Source organism: Kitasatospora sp. NPDC006697, from assembly GCF_042869935.1.
Lineage (GTDB): Bacteria > Actinomycetota > Actinomycetes > Streptomycetales > Streptomycetaceae > Kitasatospora.
Window position 1 is genome coordinate 180,036 of record NZ_JBIAGU010000006.1, and the last position, 18,987, is coordinate 199,022.

Annotated in this window: 16 protein-coding genes and 1 pseudogene; 10 read left to right on the top strand and 7 right to left on the bottom strand. The window is 74.0% G+C overall.

All coding sequences use genetic code 11. The annotated features are described in order from the left end of the window. Positions 1 to 24: 24 nt before the first annotated feature. Positions 25 to 429 carry a hypothetical protein gene (locus tag ACFYNO_RS10925; protein ID WP_388008798.1) on the bottom strand — a complete coding sequence of 135 codons (405 nt, stop codon included), beginning with the start codon at positions 427 to 429 and terminating at the stop codon, positions 25 to 27. Between the two features lie 56 nt (positions 430 to 485). Beyond that, the gene (locus ACFYNO_RS10930; protein ID WP_388008801.1) at positions 486 to 893 is read right to left on the bottom strand and encodes a hypothetical protein; all 408 of its coding nucleotides are present in this window, start codon (positions 891 to 893) and stop codon (positions 486 to 488) included. A 192-nt stretch (positions 894 to 1,085) separates the two neighbouring features. Between ACFYNO_RS10930 and ACFYNO_RS10935 the strand changes: the two genes are divergently transcribed. The 6 genes from ACFYNO_RS10935 to ACFYNO_RS10960 all read left to right on the top strand — a co-directional run bounded on the left by ACFYNO_RS10935 (position 1,086) and on the right by ACFYNO_RS10960 (position 9,144). Continuing rightward, positions 1,086 to 2,399, top strand: a complete 1,314-nt coding sequence (locus tag ACFYNO_RS10935; protein ID WP_388008804.1) for a histidine kinase — start codon at positions 1,086 to 1,088, stop codon at positions 2,397 to 2,399. Beyond that, complete coding sequence (locus tag ACFYNO_RS10940) at positions 2,387 to 3,031, top strand: response regulator (RefSeq protein ID WP_388008807.1); 645 nt, start codon at positions 2,387 to 2,389, stop codon at positions 3,029 to 3,031. The genes ACFYNO_RS10935 and ACFYNO_RS10940 overlap by 13 nt, the downstream gene beginning before the upstream one ends. Before the next feature lie 80 nt (positions 3,032 to 3,111). Next, the gene (locus ACFYNO_RS10945; RefSeq protein WP_388008810.1) at positions 3,112 to 3,888 is read left to right on the top strand and encodes a DUF4097 family beta strand repeat-containing protein; all 777 of its coding nucleotides are present in this window, start codon (positions 3,112 to 3,114) and stop codon (positions 3,886 to 3,888) included. 144 nt (positions 3,889 to 4,032) lie between these two features. After that, the gene (gene dusB, locus ACFYNO_RS10950) at positions 4,033 to 5,229 is read left to right on the top strand and encodes a tRNA dihydrouridine synthase DusB (RefSeq protein ID WP_388008813.1); all 1,197 of its coding nucleotides are present in this window, start codon (positions 4,033 to 4,035) and stop codon (positions 5,227 to 5,229) included. Positions 5,230 to 5,793: 564 nt separating this feature from the next. Continuing rightward, entirely contained in the window at positions 5,794 to 8,502 is a 2,709-nt protein-coding gene (gene ppdK / locus ACFYNO_RS10955; protein ID WP_388008816.1) for a pyruvate, phosphate dikinase, read from the top strand. 204 nt (positions 8,503 to 8,706) lie between these two features. Next, complete coding sequence (locus ACFYNO_RS10960; protein ID WP_388008819.1) at positions 8,707 to 9,144, top strand: ribonuclease domain-containing protein; 438 nt, start codon at positions 8,707 to 8,709, stop codon at positions 9,142 to 9,144. A 22-nt stretch (positions 9,145 to 9,166) separates the two neighbouring features. On the opposite strand, the gene ACFYNO_RS10965 is transcribed toward ACFYNO_RS10960, so the two are convergent. Together ACFYNO_RS10965 and ACFYNO_RS10970 are read right to left on the bottom strand one after the other, a co-directional pair. Further along, a complete protein-coding gene (locus ACFYNO_RS10965) occupies positions 9,167 to 10,177 on the bottom strand; it encodes a hypothetical protein (protein ID WP_388008822.1) in 1,011 nt (336 codons plus the stop codon). 125 nt (positions 10,178 to 10,302) lie between these two features. After that, positions 10,303 to 11,043 carry a GNAT family N-acetyltransferase gene (locus ACFYNO_RS10970; protein WP_388008825.1) on the bottom strand — a complete coding sequence of 247 codons (741 nt, stop codon included), beginning with the start codon at positions 11,041 to 11,043 and terminating at the stop codon, positions 10,303 to 10,305. Positions 11,044 to 11,678: 635 nt separating this feature from the next. On the opposite strand from ACFYNO_RS10970, the gene ACFYNO_RS10975 reads away from it, so the two are divergent. Together ACFYNO_RS10975 and ACFYNO_RS10980 are read left to right on the top strand one after the other, a co-directional pair. After that, entirely contained in the window at positions 11,679 to 12,611 is a 933-nt protein-coding gene (locus ACFYNO_RS10975) for a PAC2 family protein (protein ID WP_388008828.1), read from the top strand. Between the two features lie 52 nt (positions 12,612 to 12,663). Next, a complete protein-coding gene (locus tag ACFYNO_RS10980) occupies positions 12,664 to 13,617 on the top strand; it encodes an SGNH/GDSL hydrolase family protein (RefSeq protein WP_388008831.1) in 954 nt (317 codons plus the stop codon). Between the two features lie 26 nt (positions 13,618 to 13,643). On the opposite strand, the pseudogene ACFYNO_RS10985 reads toward ACFYNO_RS10980, so the two are convergent. Continuing rightward, positions 13,644 to 14,486: pseudogene (locus ACFYNO_RS10985) on the bottom strand (AraC family transcriptional regulator); the annotation flags it as partial. Here ACFYNO_RS10985 and ACFYNO_RS10990 point away from each other — a divergent pair. Continuing rightward, positions 14,415 to 15,659: an MFS transporter gene (locus tag ACFYNO_RS10990; protein WP_388008834.1), complete on the top strand. Its 1,245-nt coding sequence runs from the start codon at positions 14,415 to 14,417 to the stop codon at positions 15,657 to 15,659. The pseudogene ACFYNO_RS10985 and the gene ACFYNO_RS10990 overlap by 72 nt on opposite strands. Here ACFYNO_RS10990 and ACFYNO_RS10995 read toward each other — a convergent pair. Next, positions 15,556 to 16,845 carry an MFS transporter gene (locus ACFYNO_RS10995; protein WP_388008837.1) on the bottom strand — a complete coding sequence of 430 codons (1,290 nt, stop codon included), beginning with the start codon at positions 16,843 to 16,845 and terminating at the stop codon, positions 15,556 to 15,558. The genes ACFYNO_RS10990 and ACFYNO_RS10995 overlap by 104 nt on opposite strands. After that, positions 16,842 to 17,489 carry an ArsR/SmtB family transcription factor gene (locus ACFYNO_RS11000; protein ID WP_388008840.1) on the bottom strand — a complete coding sequence of 216 codons (648 nt, stop codon included), beginning with the start codon at positions 17,487 to 17,489 and terminating at the stop codon, positions 16,842 to 16,844. Before ACFYNO_RS11000 ends, ACFYNO_RS10995 begins: the two co-directional genes overlap by 4 nt. 123 nt (positions 17,490 to 17,612) lie before the next feature. Here ACFYNO_RS11000 and ACFYNO_RS11005 point away from each other — a divergent pair, with 123 nt between their 5' ends. Next, a complete protein-coding gene (locus tag ACFYNO_RS11005; protein WP_388008843.1) occupies positions 17,613 to 18,941 on the top strand; it encodes a deoxyguanosinetriphosphate triphosphohydrolase in 1,329 nt (442 codons plus the stop codon). The last annotated feature ends 46 nt before the right edge of the window (positions 18,942 to 18,987 follow it).

Below are 18,987 nucleotides of genomic sequence, written 5' to 3' on the forward strand. Positions count from 1 at the left end.
GCAACAGGCAACAGGCAACAGGCGTCAGGCGGCCAGGGCGAGCGCCGGGCGCACCGGCGCCATCGCGGTCGCCGCCGCCGGGCGGCGGCCGCGCAGGGCCAGCAGCGCGCAGAGACCGGCCAGCGGGAGCTCCGCGCAGAGCGCCATCGCCAGCGCCATCAGCAGATCGGTGCCGGTGGTGGCGGAGCCGAGGTCGCAGACCGCGTCAGCGGTGAGCAGCAGGGCGGCCAGTGCGGCGCAGTGGCGGTGCCGGGCCAGGCCGCGGCTGAGCAGGGTGGCGGTGGAGAGCAGGCAGCCCGCCTCCGCCAGGTCGAGCAGCACCCAGCCGGTCGCGTCCCGCAGAGTCAGCGCCAGCACCACCATCCAGGGCAGCAGCGCCAGACCTGCCCCGCCGACCAGCCGCACCTGCCACCGCTTCGCGTTCCCCATCGCTCCGCCCCCGTTCTCCGTTGACCCGTCAGACCCGCTGCCCCGCCCCGCCCCGCTCAGCCCAGCCGGGCCGGTTTCAGCCGCTCCACCAGGCCGTCCCTGCGCCGGGCCATGACCGCGAGCGCCGGACCCGTCGTCCAGGCGAGCCAGAAGCCGCCGGGCAGCTCCACCACCTCGGCCGGCTGCCAGTCGGCCCGGACCCGGGCCCGGGCGAAGGCGACGTCGGGCACCGAACCGTCGGCCGCCAGCCGGCCCCAGGCGATGCCGCCGGAGCGGGCGCGGCGGGCGCCGCGCAGCACATCGCCGCTGAGCGAGCTGGTGACCAGGACGTCGATCAACTCCTCGGCCTCGTACACCTCCAGCGCGCGGCGACCGGACCGGCCGGCCGTCTGCCGGACCGACCACGGGCCGCCGACCGGGCCGGCCGGCAGCGCCGGCTGCTGCAGCTCCTGCACCGTGTTCATCCCCACCACCCCTTGTGAACCCCCTGGTGGGAGCCGGCGCCGCCGGTCCCCCTGACGAGAACAAGACTGCCGGTCAGGGCCGGGTGGTGTCTTTGGCCCTCGGGCCCCTCTTGAGGGTGTACCTAGGTACACCCTGACTCCGGTGTCCAGCACCCATGTGCCGCTCCCACCTGCCCGTTTAAGCTGAGCGCCATGATCAGCACCAGCCGACTGCGAGAGCGGCTCCGCCGCGGCGCGGCGCACCCGAGCGTGGCCTGGGTGCGCGCGGCGGGGGAGGAGCACCAGACCGCCCCCAGTCCCCGCCCGCCCGCGCCGTGGTCCGCCGCGGCCGCCCGCGAGCTGCTGCTGGTGGCCGCCGGGGCGCCGTTCCTGCTGCCCCTGCTGCTCGCCTTCACTAGCAGCAAGTTCTGGCTGGCCATCACGGTCCTGCTGGTGGTGCTGGTCCAGCAGCTCACCCTGGCCCAGCGCAGCCGCTTCCGCACCCTCGGCGGGCTGGAGATCCCGGCCCAGCGCTCGCCGGCCGAGCCCGGCGCCCGGCCGCTGGCGCGGCTGCTCGCCTGGTCCTGGGCCGAGTCGACCTACCGTCAGCTCGGCTACCACCTGATCGTCGGTCCGGTCCTCTCGCTGATCGGGGTGTTCGCCCTGGTCGCCGTCGGCGGCGGCGCCGTGCTGGCCTCGGTGATCGGCTGGAGCTGGCTGATGCCGCGCGGCAGCGTCGTCCGCGGCGGCCACTCCATACCGATGGTGCTGGTGTTCAGCCTGATCGGCATCGGCCTGCTCTTCGCCGCGCCCTGGCTGGCGGTCCGGGTGGCCCGGGTCGACCGGCGGGCGGCCCGGGCGCTGCTCGGCCCCAGCCGGGCCACCGAGCTCCAGCAGCGGGTGGCCGACCTGGCCGAGAGCCGGGCCGGCGTGCTGGACGCGGCCGATGCCGAGCGCCGCCGGATCGAGCGCGACCTGCACGACGGCGCCCAGCAGCGCCTGGTCTCGCTCGCCATGAACCTCGGCCTGGCCCGCCGCACCCTGAAGGACGTGCCGCCCGAGGCGATGCAGGTGATCATCGCCGCGCACGAGGAGGCCCAGGCCGCCATCGCCGAGCTGCGCGACCTGGTCCGCGGCCTCCACCCGGTGGTGCTGGAGGACCGCGGGCTGGACGCGGCGCTCTCCGGGATCGCCGCCCGCGCCCCGCTGCCGGTCCGGCTCACCGTCAGCCTGCAGCGGCGGATGGCGCCCACGGTGGAGGCCGTCGCCTACTTCGTGGTCTCCGAGGCGCTGGCCAATGTGGCCAAGCACGCCCGCGCCTCCCGGGTCGACCTGGCGGTCCGCCAGCTCGGCCCGACCCTGCACCTCACCATCACCGACGACGGGGTCGGCGGCGCCGACCCCACCCGGGGCACCGGCCTGGTCGGGCTGCGCAAGCGCGCCGCCTCGGTCGACGGCACCCTGGCCATCAGCAGCCCCGTGGGGGGCCCGACCACCATCACTGTGGAGTTGCCGTGCGAGCTGTGATCGCCGAGGACTCGGTCCTGCTGCGAGTAGGCCTGGTCAAGGTGCTGGAGGCGGTGGGCTACGAGGTGGTCGCCGCCGTGGGCGAGGCCGATGCCCTGCTCGCCGCCGTCGAGGAGCACCGGCCCCAAGTGGTCGTCACCGACGTCCGGATGCCCCCGGGCTTCACCGACGAGGGGGTGCGGGCCGCCCTGCTGATCCGCCGGCAGTGGCCGCAGGTCGCGGTCCTGCTGCTCTCCCAGTACGTCGAGGAGCGGTACGCGGCCGATCTGCTCTCCTCCAACACCAGCGGCGTCGGCTACCTGCTCAAGGAGCGGGTCGCCAATGTCGACGATTTCGTGGACGCCCTGCAGCGGGTCGCCTCCGGCGGCACCGCGCTGGATCCCGAGGTGGTGGCCCAGCTGCTGGTCCGCCGGCACCGCGATCCGCTGGAGCGGCTGACCCCGCGCGAGCGCGATGTGCTGGGGCTGATGGCCCAGGGCCACTCCAACACCGCCATCGCCGAGGCCCTGGTGGTCAGCGACAGCGCGGTGGCCAAGCACATCAGCAGCATCTTCACCAAGCTCGAGCTGCCCGCCGCCGACGCCACCCACCGCCGGGTGCTCGCCGTGCTGCGCTACCTCGGGGAGGGCTGAGCCATGCCCCCGCACCAGCCCGCCCGCCCCGGCACCCGCCCGGCCGCCCGGCCCGCGCCCGCGACCAGGCGGGCGGCGCAGTGACCACGGAGTACCGCCGCTGGCGGGTGATCGGGGTGGTGGCCACCGTCCTGCTGGTGCTGCTCGGCGCCGGGCAGGCCTGGCGAGCGCTCGCCCAGCAGGACGGCTCGGAGAACTTCCGCTACACCCAGCGGATCACCGCCCTCGACCTCGACCTGCAGAACGCCAGCGCCCGGATCAGCCCGGGCCTGGACGGCGACGTGGTGGTGGGCCTGGCCACCCGCTGGACGGTCGACCGGCCGGTCGTCACCCGGGAGGTGGTCGGCCAGAAGCTGCGGATCACCGTGCGCTGCCCGGACGTCTTCCCGGTGAGCACGCCCTGCTCCAGCAGCCTGACCATCGGCGTCCCGGTGCAGACCTCCGTCACGGTGCGCGGCAGCAGCGCCGACACCAAGATCGTCGGCCTCAGCGGCGACCTCAACCTGCACGCCGGCTCCGGCTCCTTCGAGCTGGACGACGTCACCGGCAAGGTGGCCGCCCAGGTGACCAGCGGCTCGGTGAAGGGCAAGGGGCTCGCCTCCCGGCAGGTGCAGGCCCAGGTCACCTCGGGCTCGGCCGACCTCTCCTTCATCAGCCCGCCCGATTCGGTCTCGCTCTCGGCCGGATCCGGGGAGGTCACGGCGGTGCTCCCGCGCGACTCCACCTACCGCATCGCCGTCAGCACCGGCTCCGGGGGCAGCGACATCGACTCGGGCCTCCAGGACGCCTCCTCCCCGCGCACCATCACGGCGACGGCCGACTCCGGCGCGGTCACCATCCACGCCACCCCGAACTGAGCCGCCCGCCCCCGCCCCCGCCCAGCCCACCGAGCCGGTCGGCCATTCACCCCGCCCACCCGATCGCCGCAGCTCAGAGCGCATCCACCAGTTGGGGGACAATGGAGAGTCCCGTCCACCCCCAGCTGCGAGGATCCGCCGCGCATGACGACCACGCCCGCTCCCGCCCCCGCCGCGGCGACGGCCGCCTCCACCGCGGCCGCCACCGCCGCGGCGCCGCTGTCGATCGGCCCGCTCCAGGTCTGGCCGCCGGTCGTGCTGGCGCCGATGGCGGGCATCACCAACGCCCCGTTCCGCACTCTCTGCCGGGAGCAGTCCGGCGGCAAGGGCCTGTTCGTCAGCGAGATGATCACCACCCGGGCCCTGGTCGAGCGCAACGCCAAGACCATGCAGCTGATCCAGTTCGACCCGAGCGAGCAGCCGCGGTCGATCCAGCTCTACGGGGTGGACCCGGCCACCGTCGGCAAGGCCGCCCGGATGATCGCCGAGGAGGACCTGGCCGACCACATCGACCTCAACTTCGGCTGCCCGGTCCCCAAGGTCACCCGCAAGGGCGGTGGATCCGCCCTCCCCTACAAGCGCAACCTGCTGCGCGAGCTGCTGCGCGAGGCGGTGGCCGGCGCCGGCGGGCTGCCGGTGACCATGAAGATGCGCAAGGGCATCGACGACGACCACCTCACCTACCTGGACGCCGGCCGGATCGGTGCCGAGGAGGGCGTCTCCGCGATCGCCCTGCACGGCCGCACCGCCGCCCAGCACTATGGCGGCCAGGCCGACTGGTCGGCGATCGCCCGGCTGCGCGAGGCCGTCCCCGCGCACGTGCCGGTGCTCGGCAACGGCGACATCTGGTCCGCCCCGGACGCGCTGCGGATGATCCGCGAGACCGGCTGCGACGGCGTGGTGGTCGGCCGAGGCTGCCTGGGCCGACCGTGGCTCTTCAAGGACCTGGTCGCCGTGTTCGAGGGCGTCACCGACCCGGTCCGCCCGACCTTCGCCGAGGTGGGCGCCACCATGCTGCGCCACGCCGACCTGCTCGGCCGCTGGCTGAACGACGAGCACCGCGGCGTGATCGACTTCCGCAAGCACGTCGCCTGGTACACCAAGGGCTTCTCGGTCGGCTCCCAGCTCCGGGTCAAGCTCGCCATGGCGAGCTCGCTCTCCGAGCTCTCCGAGCTGCTGGCCGAGGTGGACCAGGAGCAGCGCTGGCCCGAGTCGGCCGACGGCCCGCGCGGCCGCACCAGCGGCAACGGACGGGTGGTTCTCCCGGAGGGCTGGTTGGACGATCCGTATGACTGCGCCATTCCGTCCGTTGAGGCCGAATCGGACAGCTCTGGCGGCTGAGTTGTACGAGCCGTCTGAATAGGCCCCAAGGGCGGACGGGACGGCTCGGCGCAGCCCTCTTGGCCAATCTGGTCAAGAGGGCTCCCTTTTGGCAGATTTTGATCACGCTACGCAGCAATGACGGCGCGTTGAGCAACAGCATGACGAGTTTCGATACGTACGATGAGCGAGTCGGGTCCGTGACTCTTGCCACATGGAGGTGGGCCTGACGGTTGGTCAGAGTCGCCGAAAGCGCCACGATGTCCAAATCGCTTTCCGAACGGGTGGCACGGTGGATCGGCTCGACTGGCTGCAGGAAATCAAGCCGGCGAAACACGGTGGCCGTACAGCCACTACCCTCCGTCCGGCTCCGGTGATCTTCGCGTGTCCATATCTTCAATTCTTGAAGGCGCGCTAGCGTCACCCGGACGATTTCCACAACAAAGGTGAACGCCTTCACAAGCATTTGATCTCGGGGGTAGCACCGGGCTCCGAGGATCGGACGGCCTATCGGCGGCGCGAAACCGCCTTCGAAATGGGTATGTTCTCCGGCGTCAGGGCAACCCCGTGCGAGGAGACCGACCCGTGGCGGCGACGCAGAAGTTTGTTTACTCCTTCACCGAAGGAAACAAGGACCTCAAGGACCTGCTGGGCGGCAAGGGTGCCAACCTCGCCGAGATGACCAACCTCGGTCTCCCGGTCCCTCCCGGGTTCACCCTCACCACCGAGGCCTGCAAGGTCTTCCTGGAGACCGGCGCCGAGCCGGACTCGCTCCACCTGGAGGTCAGCGAGCACCTGGCCCGCCTCGAGGAGCAGATGGGCAAGAAGCTCGGCCAGGCCGACAACCCGCTGCTGGTCTCGGTGCGCTCCGGTGCCAAGTTCTCCATGCCGGGCATGATGGACACCGTCCTCAACATCGGCCTCTCCGACGCCTCGGTGATCGGCCTGGCCGCGCAGTCCGGCAACGAGCGGTTCGCCTGGGACTCCTACCGCCGCCTGGTCCAGATGTTCGGCAAGACCGTGCTGGGCGTCGAGGGCGAGCTCTTCGAGGAGGCCCTGGACGAGGCCAAGCACGCCAAGGGCACCGCCAACGACCTGGACCTGGACGCCGCCGACCTCAAGGCGCTGGTCGAGACCTTCAAGACCATCGTGCTGAAGGAGACCGGCCGGGAGTTCCCGCAGGACCCGCGCCAGCAGATGGACCTGGCCATCCACGCCGTCTTCCACTCCTGGAACGGCGACCGGGCCCGGCTCTACCGCCGCCAGGAGCGCATCCCGAACGACCTGGGCACCGCGGTCAACATCTGCACCATGGTCTTCGGCAACCTCGGCGAGGACTCCGGCACCGGTGTCGCCTTCACCCGCGACCCGTCCACCGGTGCCCCCGGCGTCTACGGCGACTACCTGTCCAACGCCCAGGGCGAGGACGTGGTCGCGGGCATCCGCAACACCCTGCAGCTCGCCGACCTGGAGCAGCTGGACAAGAAGTCCTACGACGAGCTGATGGCGATCATGCGCAAGCTCGAGCTGCACTACCGCGACCTGTGCGACATCGAGTTCACCATCGAGCGCGGCAAGCTCTGGATGCTGCAGACCCGGATCGGCAAGCGCACCGCCGCGGCCGCCTTCCGGATCGCCGTCCAGCTGGTCGACCAGGGCCTGATCGACCTGGACGAGGCGACCCAGCGGGTCACCGGCGGCCAGCTGGCCCAGCTGATGTTCCCCCGGTTCGCCCCCGAGTCCACCTCCAAGCAGATCGGCCGCGGCCTGGCCGCCTCGCCGGGCGCCGCGATCGGCAAGGTGGTCTTCGACTCCTACACCGCCGTCAAGTGGTCCCGCTCCGGCGAGAAGGTCATCCTGGTCCGCCGGGAGACCAACCCGGACGACCTGGACGGCATGATCGCCGCCGAGGGCATCCTCACCTCGCGCGGCGGCAAGACCTCGCACGCGGCCGTGGTCGCCCGCGGCATGGGCAAGACCTGCGTCTGCGGCGCCGAGGAGCTCGAGGTCGACACCAAGCGCCGCCGGATGACCACCGCGAGCGGCCTGGTCGTCGAGGAGGGCGAGGTCGTCTCGATCGACGGCGGCACCGGCAGGGTCTACCTCGGCGAGGTACCCGTGCTGCCCTCCCCGGTGGTCGAGTACTTCGAGGGCACCCTGCACGCCGGCGCCGACGTCCAGGGCGGCCTGGTCCAGGCCGTGCACCGGATCATGGCGCACGCCGACGGCCGCCGCCGGCTCGCCGTCCGCGCCAACGCCGACAACGCCGAGGACGCGAACCGCGCCCGCCGCTACGGCGCCCAGGGCATCGGCCTGTGCCGCACCGAGCACATGTTCCTCGGCGAGGAGCGCCGCAAGGAGGTCGAGCACCTGATCCTGGCGGACAACGACAAGGACCGGGAGCTGGCCCTCTCCACCCTGCTGCCGCTGCAGAAGGGCGACTTCGTCGAGCTCTTCCAGTCGATGGACGGCCTGCCGGTCACCGTCCGGCTGCTCGACCCGCCGCTGCACGAGTTCCTGCCCGACATCACCGAGCTCTCGGTCCGGGTCGCGCTGGCCGAGGCCCGCCGGGACCCGAACGAGAACGACCTGCGCCTGCTCCAGGCGGTGCACAAGCTGCACGAGCAGAACCCGATGCTGGGCCTGCGCGGCGTCCGCCTCGGCCTGGTCATCCCCGGCCTGTTCGGCATGCAGGTCCGGGCGATCGCCGAGGCCGCGGCCGAGCGCAAGCTGGCCGGCGGCGACCCGCGCCCCGAGGTGATGATCCCGCTGGTCGGCACCGTGCAGGAGCTGGAGATCGTCCGCGAGGAGTGTGAACGGGTTCTCGCCGAGGTGGCGGTTTCCACCGGCGTCCAGCTGGACATCAAGCTCGGTACGATGATCGAACTTCCGCGGGCGGCCGTCACGGCCGGTCAGATCGCCGAGGCGGCCGAGTTCTTCTCCTTCGGGACGAACGACCTCACCCAGACCGTCTGGGGCTTCTCCCGGGACGACGTGGAGGCCTCGTTCTTCACCGCCTACCTGGAGAAGGGCATCTTCGGGGTGTCGCCGTTCGAGACGATCGACCGGGACGGCGTCGGCTCGCTGGTCAAGCACGCGGTGCAGGCCGGCCGGGCCACCCGCCCGGACCTCAAGCTCGGCGTCTGCGGCGAGCACGGCGGTGACCCGGAGTCGGTGCACTTCTTCCACGAGGCGGGCCTGGACTACGTGTCCTGCTCACCGTTCCGCATTCCGGTGGCGCGGCTGGAGGCCGGCCGCGCCGCCATCGAGACTGCGGGCAGCGACTCGCGCTGACCCGCATCCCCTCCGAACGGGGAGGGGCGTCCGTCGGTGCTCGGCGCAGGAGAACCGCCGGACGTAGCGCGGCCGGGCGGAGTGGCCAATGACGTCCACTCCGCCCGGCCGTTGCCGTTCCCGGCCCCGGCCGGGCTGCTCCGTCCGAGTGACCGTCAGCACCCGGCCGGCCCGGGCGCCGCGCCTACCGGCAAGCTGGAGCCCATGACCAACCGCCTGCGCGTGATCACCGTCGCCGTCGTGCTCGCCGTCGCCATCGCCGTCGCCGCCGCCTACGCGATGGGCGGGCACCGGCCCGCCGCGCACCGGGCCGCGACCGGCACCCCGAGCGCCACCGCCCGCCCGGGAACCCCGGCCGGCAAGGGCGGGGTCTGCCAGAGCGGCCTGCCCGGCCAGGCCAAGGACACCCTGGCGCTGATCGCCAAGGGCGGCCCCTACCCGTACCGCAGCGACGGCATCGTCTTCGACAACCGCGAGGGCCGGCTGCCCCGGCAGGCCGGCGGCTACTACCACGAGTACACCGTGGTCACCCCGGGCTCCGGCGACCGGGGCGCCCGACGGATCGTCACCGGCGGCCCGGGCGAGGAGTACTGGACCCAGGACCACTACGCGAGTTTCCAGCGGATCGACACCGGTTGTTGACCGGCCGTCGAGTGACGGCCGATCACCCCCGGGCGCGGGTCCAGGTGATCCGGTGGTACGGACCGTGCGGGCCGGTGGCCAGCAGGGTGCGCAGCTCGCGGACCACCGGACCGGCGTCCGAGCGCAGCTGGTGCGGGGTGGCCCGGACCACCGGCAGCCGGGCGGCCTGCAGCCGGTTGCCCCGGGTGAGGGTCCGCTCGTAGTCGGCCGGCCGCAGGTGCCAGGCCCTCGAGTCGATCTCCAGCGCCACGCAGGCCTGCGGCCAGAACGCGTCCGGCACCGCCAGGAACCGCCCGTCCAGCAGCAGCACCGGGTTCCACAGCGGCTCCGGCAGCCCGGCCCGCCGCAGCACCTCGCGCGCCTCGCCCTCGGCGACCGAGTAGATGCCGCAGGTCAGCTCGTCCGCCACGTGCTGCACGTGGGGGAGCGCGGCGGTCGCGACCGGCCCGCCGAGCAGCCGGGCCAGCAGGTCGGCCCGCTCGCAGTGCCGCCCCTGCACCGCCTCGGCGCAGAGCGCCCGGAACTGCCGGCTGCCCGCCGCGAACGGCGCCCAGTCGGCCAGCGCCCGGGCCACCCCGACGCTCCACAGCCCGTCGTCCCGCTCGAACCCCGCCGGCATCCCGGTCGACCTGGCCGGCGCCCGGTGCACCCGGACGAAGTCCCGGCTGGCCACCCGCCGCCCGGCCGGGATCAGCACGTCGACCACCTCGACGTCCGACGGGTGACCGGCACTCGGCAGCCCGGCCTCGGCCAGCACCGCGAGCCCGGTCAGCAGCACCGAGCCGGGTCTGGGCCGTTCGCCCTTGGGCGCCGCGTAGCTCAGCGCCGCGCGCAGCCGCTGGTGCGGGGAGAGCCGCCCGCTCTGCAGGCAGATCACCCGGGGAAGCACCCGCTGCCAGGGCCCGCCGGGACGCAGCCGGTGGGCGATCGTCCCGGACGGAACGCCGTGCTCGATGAGCTGGGCCCTGGTCAGGATGTGCTGCTGGTCGGCACCGAGCAGCCGGACGGTCTCGAGGGCGGTCATCGCAGTCATGGCGAGGTGGTGCCCGGCTGGACCGTGGGTATGCGAAAGATCACTCCCCCGTGGTCAGCCGGGCACGGTGTTGACCGGAGGGCGAGCCCGCGCCGAGCCCGGCCCGAGCCCGCCCCGAGATCCGGTCAGGCCGGGATCAGCGGCTGGCCCGGTCTGACGCACTCCTCGTCGCGTTCCCGCCCCATCCCCCGGCCGATCCGGTCCGGCGCGCTCGGCGAGGTGGCGGCGGCGATCCGCAGCTCGATGATGTCCCGCACCGCGGGCCACTCCTCGGCCAGGATCGAGTAGAACGCGGTGCTGCGCACCACCCCGTCCAGGCCCCGGCTGTGCGCCCGGCGGACCCCCTCGGGGGTGGCGCCCAGCCGCTCGATCGCGGCCCGCGAGCGCAGGTTGCGGGCGTCGGCCCGCATCGAGATCCGCTGCACGCCCCAGACCTCGAAGGCGTACCGGAGCATCAGCAGCTTGGCCTCGGTGTTGATCCCGGTGCCCTGGGCGTGCCGGGAGAGCCAGGTGCGGCCGATCTCGGCGGCGTCCGGCACGGCGGTCGCCGGATCGCCGACCGGGCCGGCCGGCAGCGGCGGCCAGACCACCGGGCCCTGCCAGTAGTCCAGTTCCAGGAACCGGGTGGAGCCCACCACCAAGCCGTCCGAGGCGCGGACGGTGGCGAAGGCCAGCGACCGCCCGGCGGCCAGATCGGCCCGCGCGGTCGCGATGAACTCGAGGGCGCCGTCCAGCCCCTGCGGGACGGCGGTGAAACCGTAGGTCGTGCGATCCTCGGCGGCCGCGGCGGCCAGGCCTTCCGCGTGCTGCTCGGTGAGGGACTCCAGCCGAACGGTACGGCCGGTGAGGGTGACAGGTGCTGGCACGGAACCTTCGATCCTTCGGCGGTCGGAGGGCCCTCGCGCCCAGTGGTTCCGGGCGTCTGGGGTGGGCAGGTCGCCCCACCCGATGCGGGTCCGCTCCACCCGGGTACGCCGGAGCATCGGCGGTACGACGGGGGGCAGCGGCCCTCGGGCGGGCAGCGCGGTGCCGGAGCGGGCACGGTTCGCATGGACCGGTCCGGCGGGGAGGTGCGGGGGGACAGAGTGCGTCCGCGAGATGGCCGAGTGAGGAACGAGTGCGCGAAGGGAAGCAGGCGGCCAGGTGAAGGCAAGGTGAGAGTCGTTGGCTGACCGTACATGTTCGGGACGGCGTCCTACGGCGTGACTGACGACGTGGCGACGGCGCGACGATGCGGGGCAGCGAGAGGACGATACCTGGCGGAGCCGTCCGCGTCACTTCGCGGCGCGCCCACACTGTGGGGGAACCTTTCGGGGCCCTCGACCGTACCCCGACCACCCCTCGATTCGCCCATGCTGAGCTGCGACGATTCCGGAAGGTGAGCAGTCGCTGGCGGGAGCTCGCGGGAGCCGGGGGGCGGTGCCGGGAATGTCAGCGCGGTGCGGCACGCTGGTGTCCATGACCAGCAGGTAGGACCGACGAGAAACGGGTTGGGTGCGCGGTGCGTGATCCCGGGGAGCTGTACCGACTGGAGCCGCAGGGCCTGGCCGCTCTGACGGCCGCGCGGGCGGAGCCGGCCGAGGGCCTGGTCCTGCTCTACCACTTCGAGGGCTTCATGGACGCCGGTGAGGCCGGCGGCCAGGTCGTCGCCCACCTGCAGGAGCAGGGCGATCCGGTGGTGGTGGCCCGGTTCGACCACGACCGCCTGGTCGACTACCGCGCCCGCCGCCCGGCGATGACCTTCGACCGGGAGACCTGGGTCTCCTACGAGCCGCCGGAGCTGCTGGTGCAGCTGGTCAAGGACGCCACCGGCACGCCGTTCCTGCTGCTCACCGGCCCGGAGCCGGACGTCGAGTGGGAGGCCTTCGCGGCCGCCGTCGGCTCCCTGGTGGACGAGCTGGGCGTGCGGCTGACCGTCGACTTCCACGGCATCCCGATGGGCGTCCCGCACACCCGCCCGGTCGGCCTGACGCCGCACGGCAACCGGCTCGACCTGGCCCCGGGCTACCCGCGCTGGTTCGAGCGGGCCCAGGTGCCGGGCAGCGCCCAGGCGCTGGTCGAGTACCGGCTCGCCGAGTCCGGCCACGACGTGCTGGGCCTGGCGGTGCACGTGCCGCACTACGTGGCCCGCTCGCCCTACCCGGCCGCCGCCGTGGTGATCCTGGAGGCCGTGCAGGCCGCCTCCGGCCTGGTGCTGCCCGGCCAGCAGCTGCGCAGCCGGGTCGGCGAGGTCTACGCCGACATCGAGGAGCAGCTCTCCCAGGGCGACGGCGAGCTGCGCTCGGCGATCCGCGGCATGGAGGGCCAGTACGACGCGGTGGCGGGCGCCGAGGGCCGGGAGAGCCTGCTGGCCGAGGCCGCCGAGCTGCCCTCGGCGGACGAGCTGGGCCGGCAGTTCGAGCAGTTCCTGGCCGAGCACGAGCAGGGCGACTGACGCCACACCGCGGGCCGGAACCAATGCGGGGCGCCCGCGCGTTGGGGCCGGTGTGATCCGTCGACCGTGGGTGCTCGGGCCGCTGGCCGGGCTGCTCGCGCTGGCCGGGTGCGCCGCCGCCGGCGGCGCACCCGGACCGGTGCCGGGCCCGTCCCGCGCCGCGCCGACACGCCCGGCCTGGGTGCCCGGCGGGCCGTACGTGGCGATCGGGGACTCCTACACGGCCGGGCTGCAGGTCCGGCCGGCCGGTGGCGGCCCGCAGGGCTGCGGCCGATCGGCCGTCAACTACCCCTCCCTGGTGGCCCGCGGCCTCGGCCTGTCCGGGGACCAGTTCACCGACGTCAGCTGCTCCAGCGCCACCACCGACGACCTGACCGGCGCCCAGCAGGTGACCGGCGGCCCCAACCCGCCGCAACTGGACGCGCTCAGTGGCCGGACCAACCTGGTCACGGTGGGCATCGGCGGCAACGACGCGGACTTCACCAAGGTGGTCACCCAGTGCGCCGAACAGGGCCTGCTGCACCTGGTGGACATCGCGCACGGCGACTCGCCCTGCAAGGACCACTACACCGGGGCGGACGGCACCGACCTGCTGGCGGGCGTGCTCAGCTCGGTCGGGCAGAAGCTCGGTGCGGTGCTGCACCAGGTGGCGGGCCGGGCGCCGGGGGCGAAGGTCTTCGTGGTCGGCTACCCGGCGCTGCTGCCCGCCGACGCGGCCGGCTGCGGGCAGGCCCTCGGATCCACCGTCACCAAGGCCGACCTGGCCTTCCTCGCCGAGCAGGAGCAGCGGTTGAACACCGTGCTGAAGCAGCAGGCGAGCGCGGCCGGCGCGGTCTACGTGGACACCTACACCCCGTCCCAGGGCCACGACATGTGCGCGGGCCGGTCCGCCCGCTGGGTCGAGCCCCCGCTGGCGGCCGCCGGCGGGGCTCCGCTGCACCCCAACGCGGCGGGCCAGCAGGGCATGGCGGACGCGGTGCTGGGCACCGTCCGCTCCACCCGCTGACTCCCTGCGCGCTGCTGGCGCCCCGGGGTGGTGCCGAAGGCGTGCCGGTAGGCCTCGATGAAGGCGCTGGCGGAGCGGTAGCCGCAGGCGGCGGCGGTGGCGGTGACCGAGCGGCCGTCGGCCAGCAGCACCAGGGCGTGGTGCAGCCGCAGCTGGGCCCGCCACTGCGGGAAGGAGAGCCCCAGGTCGCGGCGGAACAGCCGGCTCAGGGTGCGCTCCCCGGCGCCGACCGCCCGGCCCAGCTGGGCCAGCGTGCGGTCGTCGGCGGGATCGGCGGTGAGCAGTTCGGCCAGGTCGCGCAGCCGCGGGTCGGTGGGCTGCGGCAGCCCCAGCGGCAGCTCGGGCGCGGTGCGCAGCTGGTCCAGCGCCGCCTGCTCCAGGGTCCGGGCGGCCGGTCCGGTGGGCGCCTGCGGCCCGGTGAGCACCGCGATCAGCTCGTGCAGCAGCGGGGTGACGGCGAGCACGGTCGGCACGTCCAGCCGCAGCGGGTTGACCGGCGCCGGGTAGACCAGGCAGCGCAGTTCGCTGGGTCCGTGCGCCTGGTGGGTGTGCGCGACCCTGGCCGGCAGCCAGACCGCGCGGTGCGGCGGCACCACCCAGCTGCCCTGCGGGGTGGTCACCCGCAGCACCCCGAGCCCGGGCGCGACCAGCTGGTTGACGTCGTGGTAGTGCCAGTCGATCCGCTCCCGGTCGGCCAGCGGGCGCCGGGTCGCCCCGATCACCTCTTGGCGGATTATCGACACAATCAGGCAGAGTAGCGGAAGTCCGAACCCCGCCCCGGCCGCCAGGCTGGCCGCATGACGACACCGACGACCGCGGCCGACGAGCCCGGGATCTGGCGCCGGATGCGGATGTGGGGTGCGGCGCACGCCGTCGACGACCTCTACCAGGGCCTGGTGCCCGCCGTGGTGCCCTACTTCGTGCTGGAGCGCGGCTACGACTACGTGGCGGCCGGCGGGCTCACCCTGGCCGCCACCCTCGGCAGCGCGGTGCCGCAGCCGCTGGTCGGGGTGGTGGTGGACCGCTGGCGGCTGCCCTGGCTGGCGGCGGCCGGGCTGGCGCTGGCCGGCCTCGGGGCGGGCCTGTCCGGACTGGCCGGCAGCTACCCGCTGGTCTGGACGTTGGTGCTGCTCTCCGGCCTCGGGGTGGCGATGTTCCACCCGGCGGCGGGCAAGGCGGCCCGGGAGGCGGCCGGCGAGAGCACCGCCGCGATGAGCGTCTTCGCGGCCGGCGGCAGCGTCGGCTTCTTCCTCGCCCCGGTGCTGGCCACCCCGCTGCTGGTCGCCTGGGGCGTCCGGTCCACCGCAGTCTTCCTGCTGCCGGCCCTGGTGACGGCCGGGGTGCTCTACCGGGTGCGGAACCGGCGGCCGGCCCGGGCGGGCGGAGCCGGACGGCGGGCCGGGCGGGACCGCTGGGGGCCGTTCCTGGTGCTCACCGGCGTGGAGGTGGTCCGCTCGGTGGTCTTCTTCGGGGTCAGCACCTTCATCGAGCTGTACTGGCTGCGCCACCTGCACGCCTCGCACCTGCTGGGCGGGGCGGCGCTGACCTGCTTCCTGGCCGGCGGGGTGGCGGGCACCCTGGGCGGCGGCCGGCTGGCCGACCGGATCGGCATGGTGCGGACCGCGCAGTGGGGGACGGCGCTGACCGCGCCGGCGCTGGTGGCGCTGCGGGTGACGCCCGGTCAGTACCCGCCGCTGCTCTTCGCGGTGCTGGCGGGAGCGGCGCTCAACCTGCCGTTCGCGGTGCTGGTGAAGCTGGGGCAGGACTACCTGCCGAACCGGCCGGGCACGGCGGCCGGGGTGACGCTGGGTCTGGCGGTGAGCATCGGCGGGCTGATCGCCCCGCTGCTCGGGCTGGTCGCCCAGTCGCACGGCCCGCAGGGGGTGCTGGCGGTGCTGCCGGCGGTCCCGGTGCTGGGGGTGCTGCTCGGCGCGTTCCTCAGCGAACCGGGGCGGCCATCGGACGCTCCGGCAGGTCCCGCTGCCGCCGCACCGGCGACAGCAGCAGGGCCAGTGCCGCCAGCGGCACGCCCGCGCAGCTGACCCACATGGCGGGCTCCAGGCCCAGGGTCTGGCCGAGCACCCCGGCCAGCAGCGCGCCCAGCGGCATGGTGCCGTAGACCACCACGGCGGTGGTGGCGCTGATCCGGCCGAGCAGGTCGGCGGGCACGTAGCGCTGGTTGAAGGTGGCGCGGAGCACGTTGCCCGCCACCACGCCGGCCGAGACCGCCATGCCGCCGACCAGGTAGCAGACCGTGCCGAGGCCCGGCGCGGTGAGCGGGATCAGCAGCACCAGGGTGGGCAGCACCAGCTGGAAGAGCAGCATCGCTCGGGCGGTGCCGAGCGCGGTGCCGACCCGGCGGGCCACCGCGGCGCCGAGGATGCCGCCGAGGCCGGCCGCGGCGATCAGGGTGCCGATCAGGTCCTGGGAGAGCTTGGCCTGGTCCAGCAGGTAGACCACCTGGATCGACTGGTAGGCGGTCAGCGCCAGGTTGGAGAGCCCGCCGAAGCAGAGGAAGGTGCGCAGCCAGGGGTCGCCCAGCACCAGCCGCAGCCCCTCGCCGACCTCCTGGCGCAGGTTGCGCGGGGCGGCGGCGGGGCGCTCCTCGCGGGCCTTGATCCGGGAGGTGCAGAGGAGCGAGAGCAGGAAGGTGACGGTGTTGGCGAGCAGGCTGTTCACCGGGCCGAGGAGCTGGGCGATGGTGCCGCCGGAGCCGAGCCCGACCAGCTGGGCGGCGGAGGCGCTGCCGTGCAGCTTGGCGTTGCCCTCGCCGCGGTCGGCGGCGTCCACCACGGCGGGCAGCAGCGCGGTGTAGGCGGTCTGGAAGAAGACGCTGCTGGTCCCGGCGCAGAACGCCACGGCGATCAGCTGCGGGTAGCCGAGCAGCCCGAGCGCGCCGGCCACCGGGACGGTCAGGTAGAGCAGCAGCGAGGCGGCGGCCGAGCAGAGCATCACGGTGCGCCGGGGCAGCCGGTCCACCCAGGCGCCGGCCGGCAGGCCGATCAGCAGCCAGGGCAGCCAGGTGGCGGCGGTCAGCGCGCTGACCCCGAGCGGGCCGGTGTGCAGCACGGTCGCCGCGATCAGCGGTAAAGCCAGGCCGGTGAGCGAGGAGCCGAACTTGCCGGTCACCTCGCCCAGGTAGAGCAGGCGGAAGTCGCGGTTGCGGCGCAGCAGGCCGCGCCGGGCGGGGGCGTCGGTGGTGGCGGGGCGGCGGGCGAGCGTGATCACTGGGACTCCTCGTGGGTGGTGGTGGCGGCGTCGGTGTCGTCGTCGAGCATCGACAGGGTCTGGAACTGGATCAGCACCGGCCGGGCGTCCGCCGGCGCCGGGGCCTGCGGGTCGGGCACATGACGCCGGATCACCTCGAGGATCTCGGCGCCGAGCGCGGAGAGCTGGGCGGGCGTCATCTTCACGTCGCCCCAGTCGGACATGTGCCCGGCGCCCACCCACTCCGGCGGGACCGGCGAGGCCAGCGCCCGGGCGGCCCGGCGGAAGCTGCGCTCCAGGTAGTGGCGCTTGTAGGTGTCCAGCGCGGCGCTGGTGGCCGGGTCCACCGAGAGCTCGGCGGAGTTGACGTTGAAGCCCTGCCCGACCCGGCGCCACCAGCGCTCGCGCTTGGTGCCGCGGCCCTGCTCCTCCTCGATGAAGCCGTGCTCGGCGAGGTGGCGCAGGTGCCAGCTGACCGTGCCGGTGTTCTCGCCCAGCCGGTCGGCCAGCCGGGCCGAGGTGGCCGGGCCCTCGTCGGTGAGCAGGTCGAGGATGCGCATCCGCAGCGGGTGGGCGAGCGCCCGCAGGCTGCGCGGGTCGATGGCCCGGCGCTCCGGCTGCGGGGCGGCGGCGGGGTCGTGCTGTGCGGGTTCGTCCTGTGCCATGCAGAGGACTCTATCTTGCAGAGAGTCCTCTGCATAGAGATATCTGCAGAGAGTTCTCTGCAACATGGTCCGCGTCAGCGCGCGTTCGCCGGTCCGTCACCGGCGGCGCGTACCGTGTCGGTGATGGACGACGCGACGAAGGATGACGAACTGTTCGACGACCCGGTGGCCGCTGACCTGCTGACCGACGAGCACGCCCAGGCCCGCTGGGTGCCCGAACCGGACAAGCGGCCCGGCCGCACCGCCTTCCAGCGCGACCGCGCCCGGGTGCTGCACTCCGCCGCACTGCGCCGGCTGGCCGGCACCACCCAGGTGGTCGCCCCGATGCGCAGCGACTTCCCGCGCACCCGGCTGACCCACTCGCTGGAGTGCGCCCAGGTCGGCCGGGAGTTGGGGGCCGCGCTGGGCTGCGACCCGGACCTGGTGGAGACCGCCTGCCTGGCCCACGACATCGGCCACCCGCCGTTCGGCCACACCGGCGAGGAGGCGCTGAACGAGGCGGCGGCCGACTGCGGCGGCTTCGAGGGCAACGCCCAGTCGCTGCGCATCCTCACCCGGCTGGAGCCCAAGCGGTTCGCCCCGGCACAGGAGGAGCCGGCCCGGCTCGCCCCCTGGCCCGGCCGCAGCGTCGGCCTCAACCTCACCCGGGCCGCGCTGGACGCCGCCACCAAGTACCCCTGGCCGCGCGGCGCCCACCCGACCGACCCGCACTCGCCCAAGTTCGGCGTCTACGCCGACGACCTGCCGGTCTTCCGCTGGCTGCGGTCCGGCGCCCCCCAGGGCCGCAAGTGCTTCGAGGCCACGGTGATGGACTGGTCCGACGACGTGGCCTACTCGACCCACGACGTGGAGGACGGCATCTACGCCGGCCACCTCGACCCGGCCGCGCTGCGCAGTCCCGCCGAGCGGGCCGAGCTGTTCGCGGTCGCCGAGCGGTACGCCCGGGGGACCGGGCCGGAGGAGTTCGGCGAGGCGCTGGACCGGCTGCAGGCCCAGGAGTGGTGGCCGCGCGGCTACGACGGCTCGCCGCGCTCCCGGGCAGGCCTGAAGGACCTGACCAGCCAGCTGATCGGCCGGTTCTGCCTGGCCGCCGAGCAGGCCACCCGGGCCGCCTACGGCCCCGGCCGGCTTACCAGGTACGCGGCCGAGCTGGTGGTGCCGCGCGGGGTCCGGCTGGAGTGCGCGGTGCTCAAGGCGGTGGCGGTGCGCTACGTGATGCAGCGCGACGAGCAGGCCCAGCTGCGGGCCCGGCAGCGGGTGGTGATCGGCGAGCTGGCCGAGCGCCTGTCCGCCCGGCTGGCGGCCGGCGACGCCGGCGAGCTGGATCCGGTCTTCCACGCCCAGTACCTTCACGCCCCCGACGACGCCGCCGCGCTACGCGCCGTGATCGACCAGATCGCCAGCCTGACCGACGCCTCGGCCCTCGCCCTGCACGCCCGGCTGACCGCCTAGCACCATCCGGAAGAGGCCGGTGGGCACCACCGCGGCACCACCGGCC

Excerpts from the sequence above, each read along its gene's own strand:
- ACFYNO_RS10925 (WP_388008798.1), bottom strand. The coding sequence starts at position 429 with ATGGGGAACGCGAAGCGGTGGCAGGTGCGGCTGGTCGGCGGGGCAGGT.
- ACFYNO_RS10930 (WP_388008801.1), bottom strand. The coding sequence starts at position 893 with ATGAACACGGTGCAGGAGCTGCAGCAGCCGGCGCTGCCGGCCGGCCCG.
- ACFYNO_RS10935 (WP_388008804.1), top strand. The coding sequence starts at position 1,086 with ATGATCAGCACCAGCCGACTGCGAGAGCGGCTCCGCCGCGGCGCGGCG.
- dusB (WP_388008813.1), top strand. The coding sequence starts at position 4,033 with ATGACGACCACGCCCGCTCCCGCCCCCGCCGCGGCGACGGCCGCCTCC.
- ACFYNO_RS10960 (WP_388008819.1), top strand. The coding sequence starts at position 8,707 with ATGACCAACCGCCTGCGCGTGATCACCGTCGCCGTCGTGCTCGCCGTC.
- ACFYNO_RS10965 (WP_388008822.1), bottom strand. The coding sequence starts at position 10,177 with ATGACTGCGATGACCGCCCTCGAGACCGTCCGGCTGCTCGGTGCCGAC.
- ACFYNO_RS10990 (WP_388008834.1), top strand. The coding sequence starts at position 14,415 with ATGACGACACCGACGACCGCGGCCGACGAGCCCGGGATCTGGCGCCGG.
- ACFYNO_RS11000 (WP_388008840.1), bottom strand. The coding sequence starts at position 17,489 with ATGGCACAGGACGAACCCGCACAGCACGACCCCGCCGCCGCCCCGCAG.
- ACFYNO_RS11005 (WP_388008843.1), top strand. The coding sequence starts at position 17,613 with ATGGACGACGCGACGAAGGATGACGAACTGTTCGACGACCCGGTGGCC.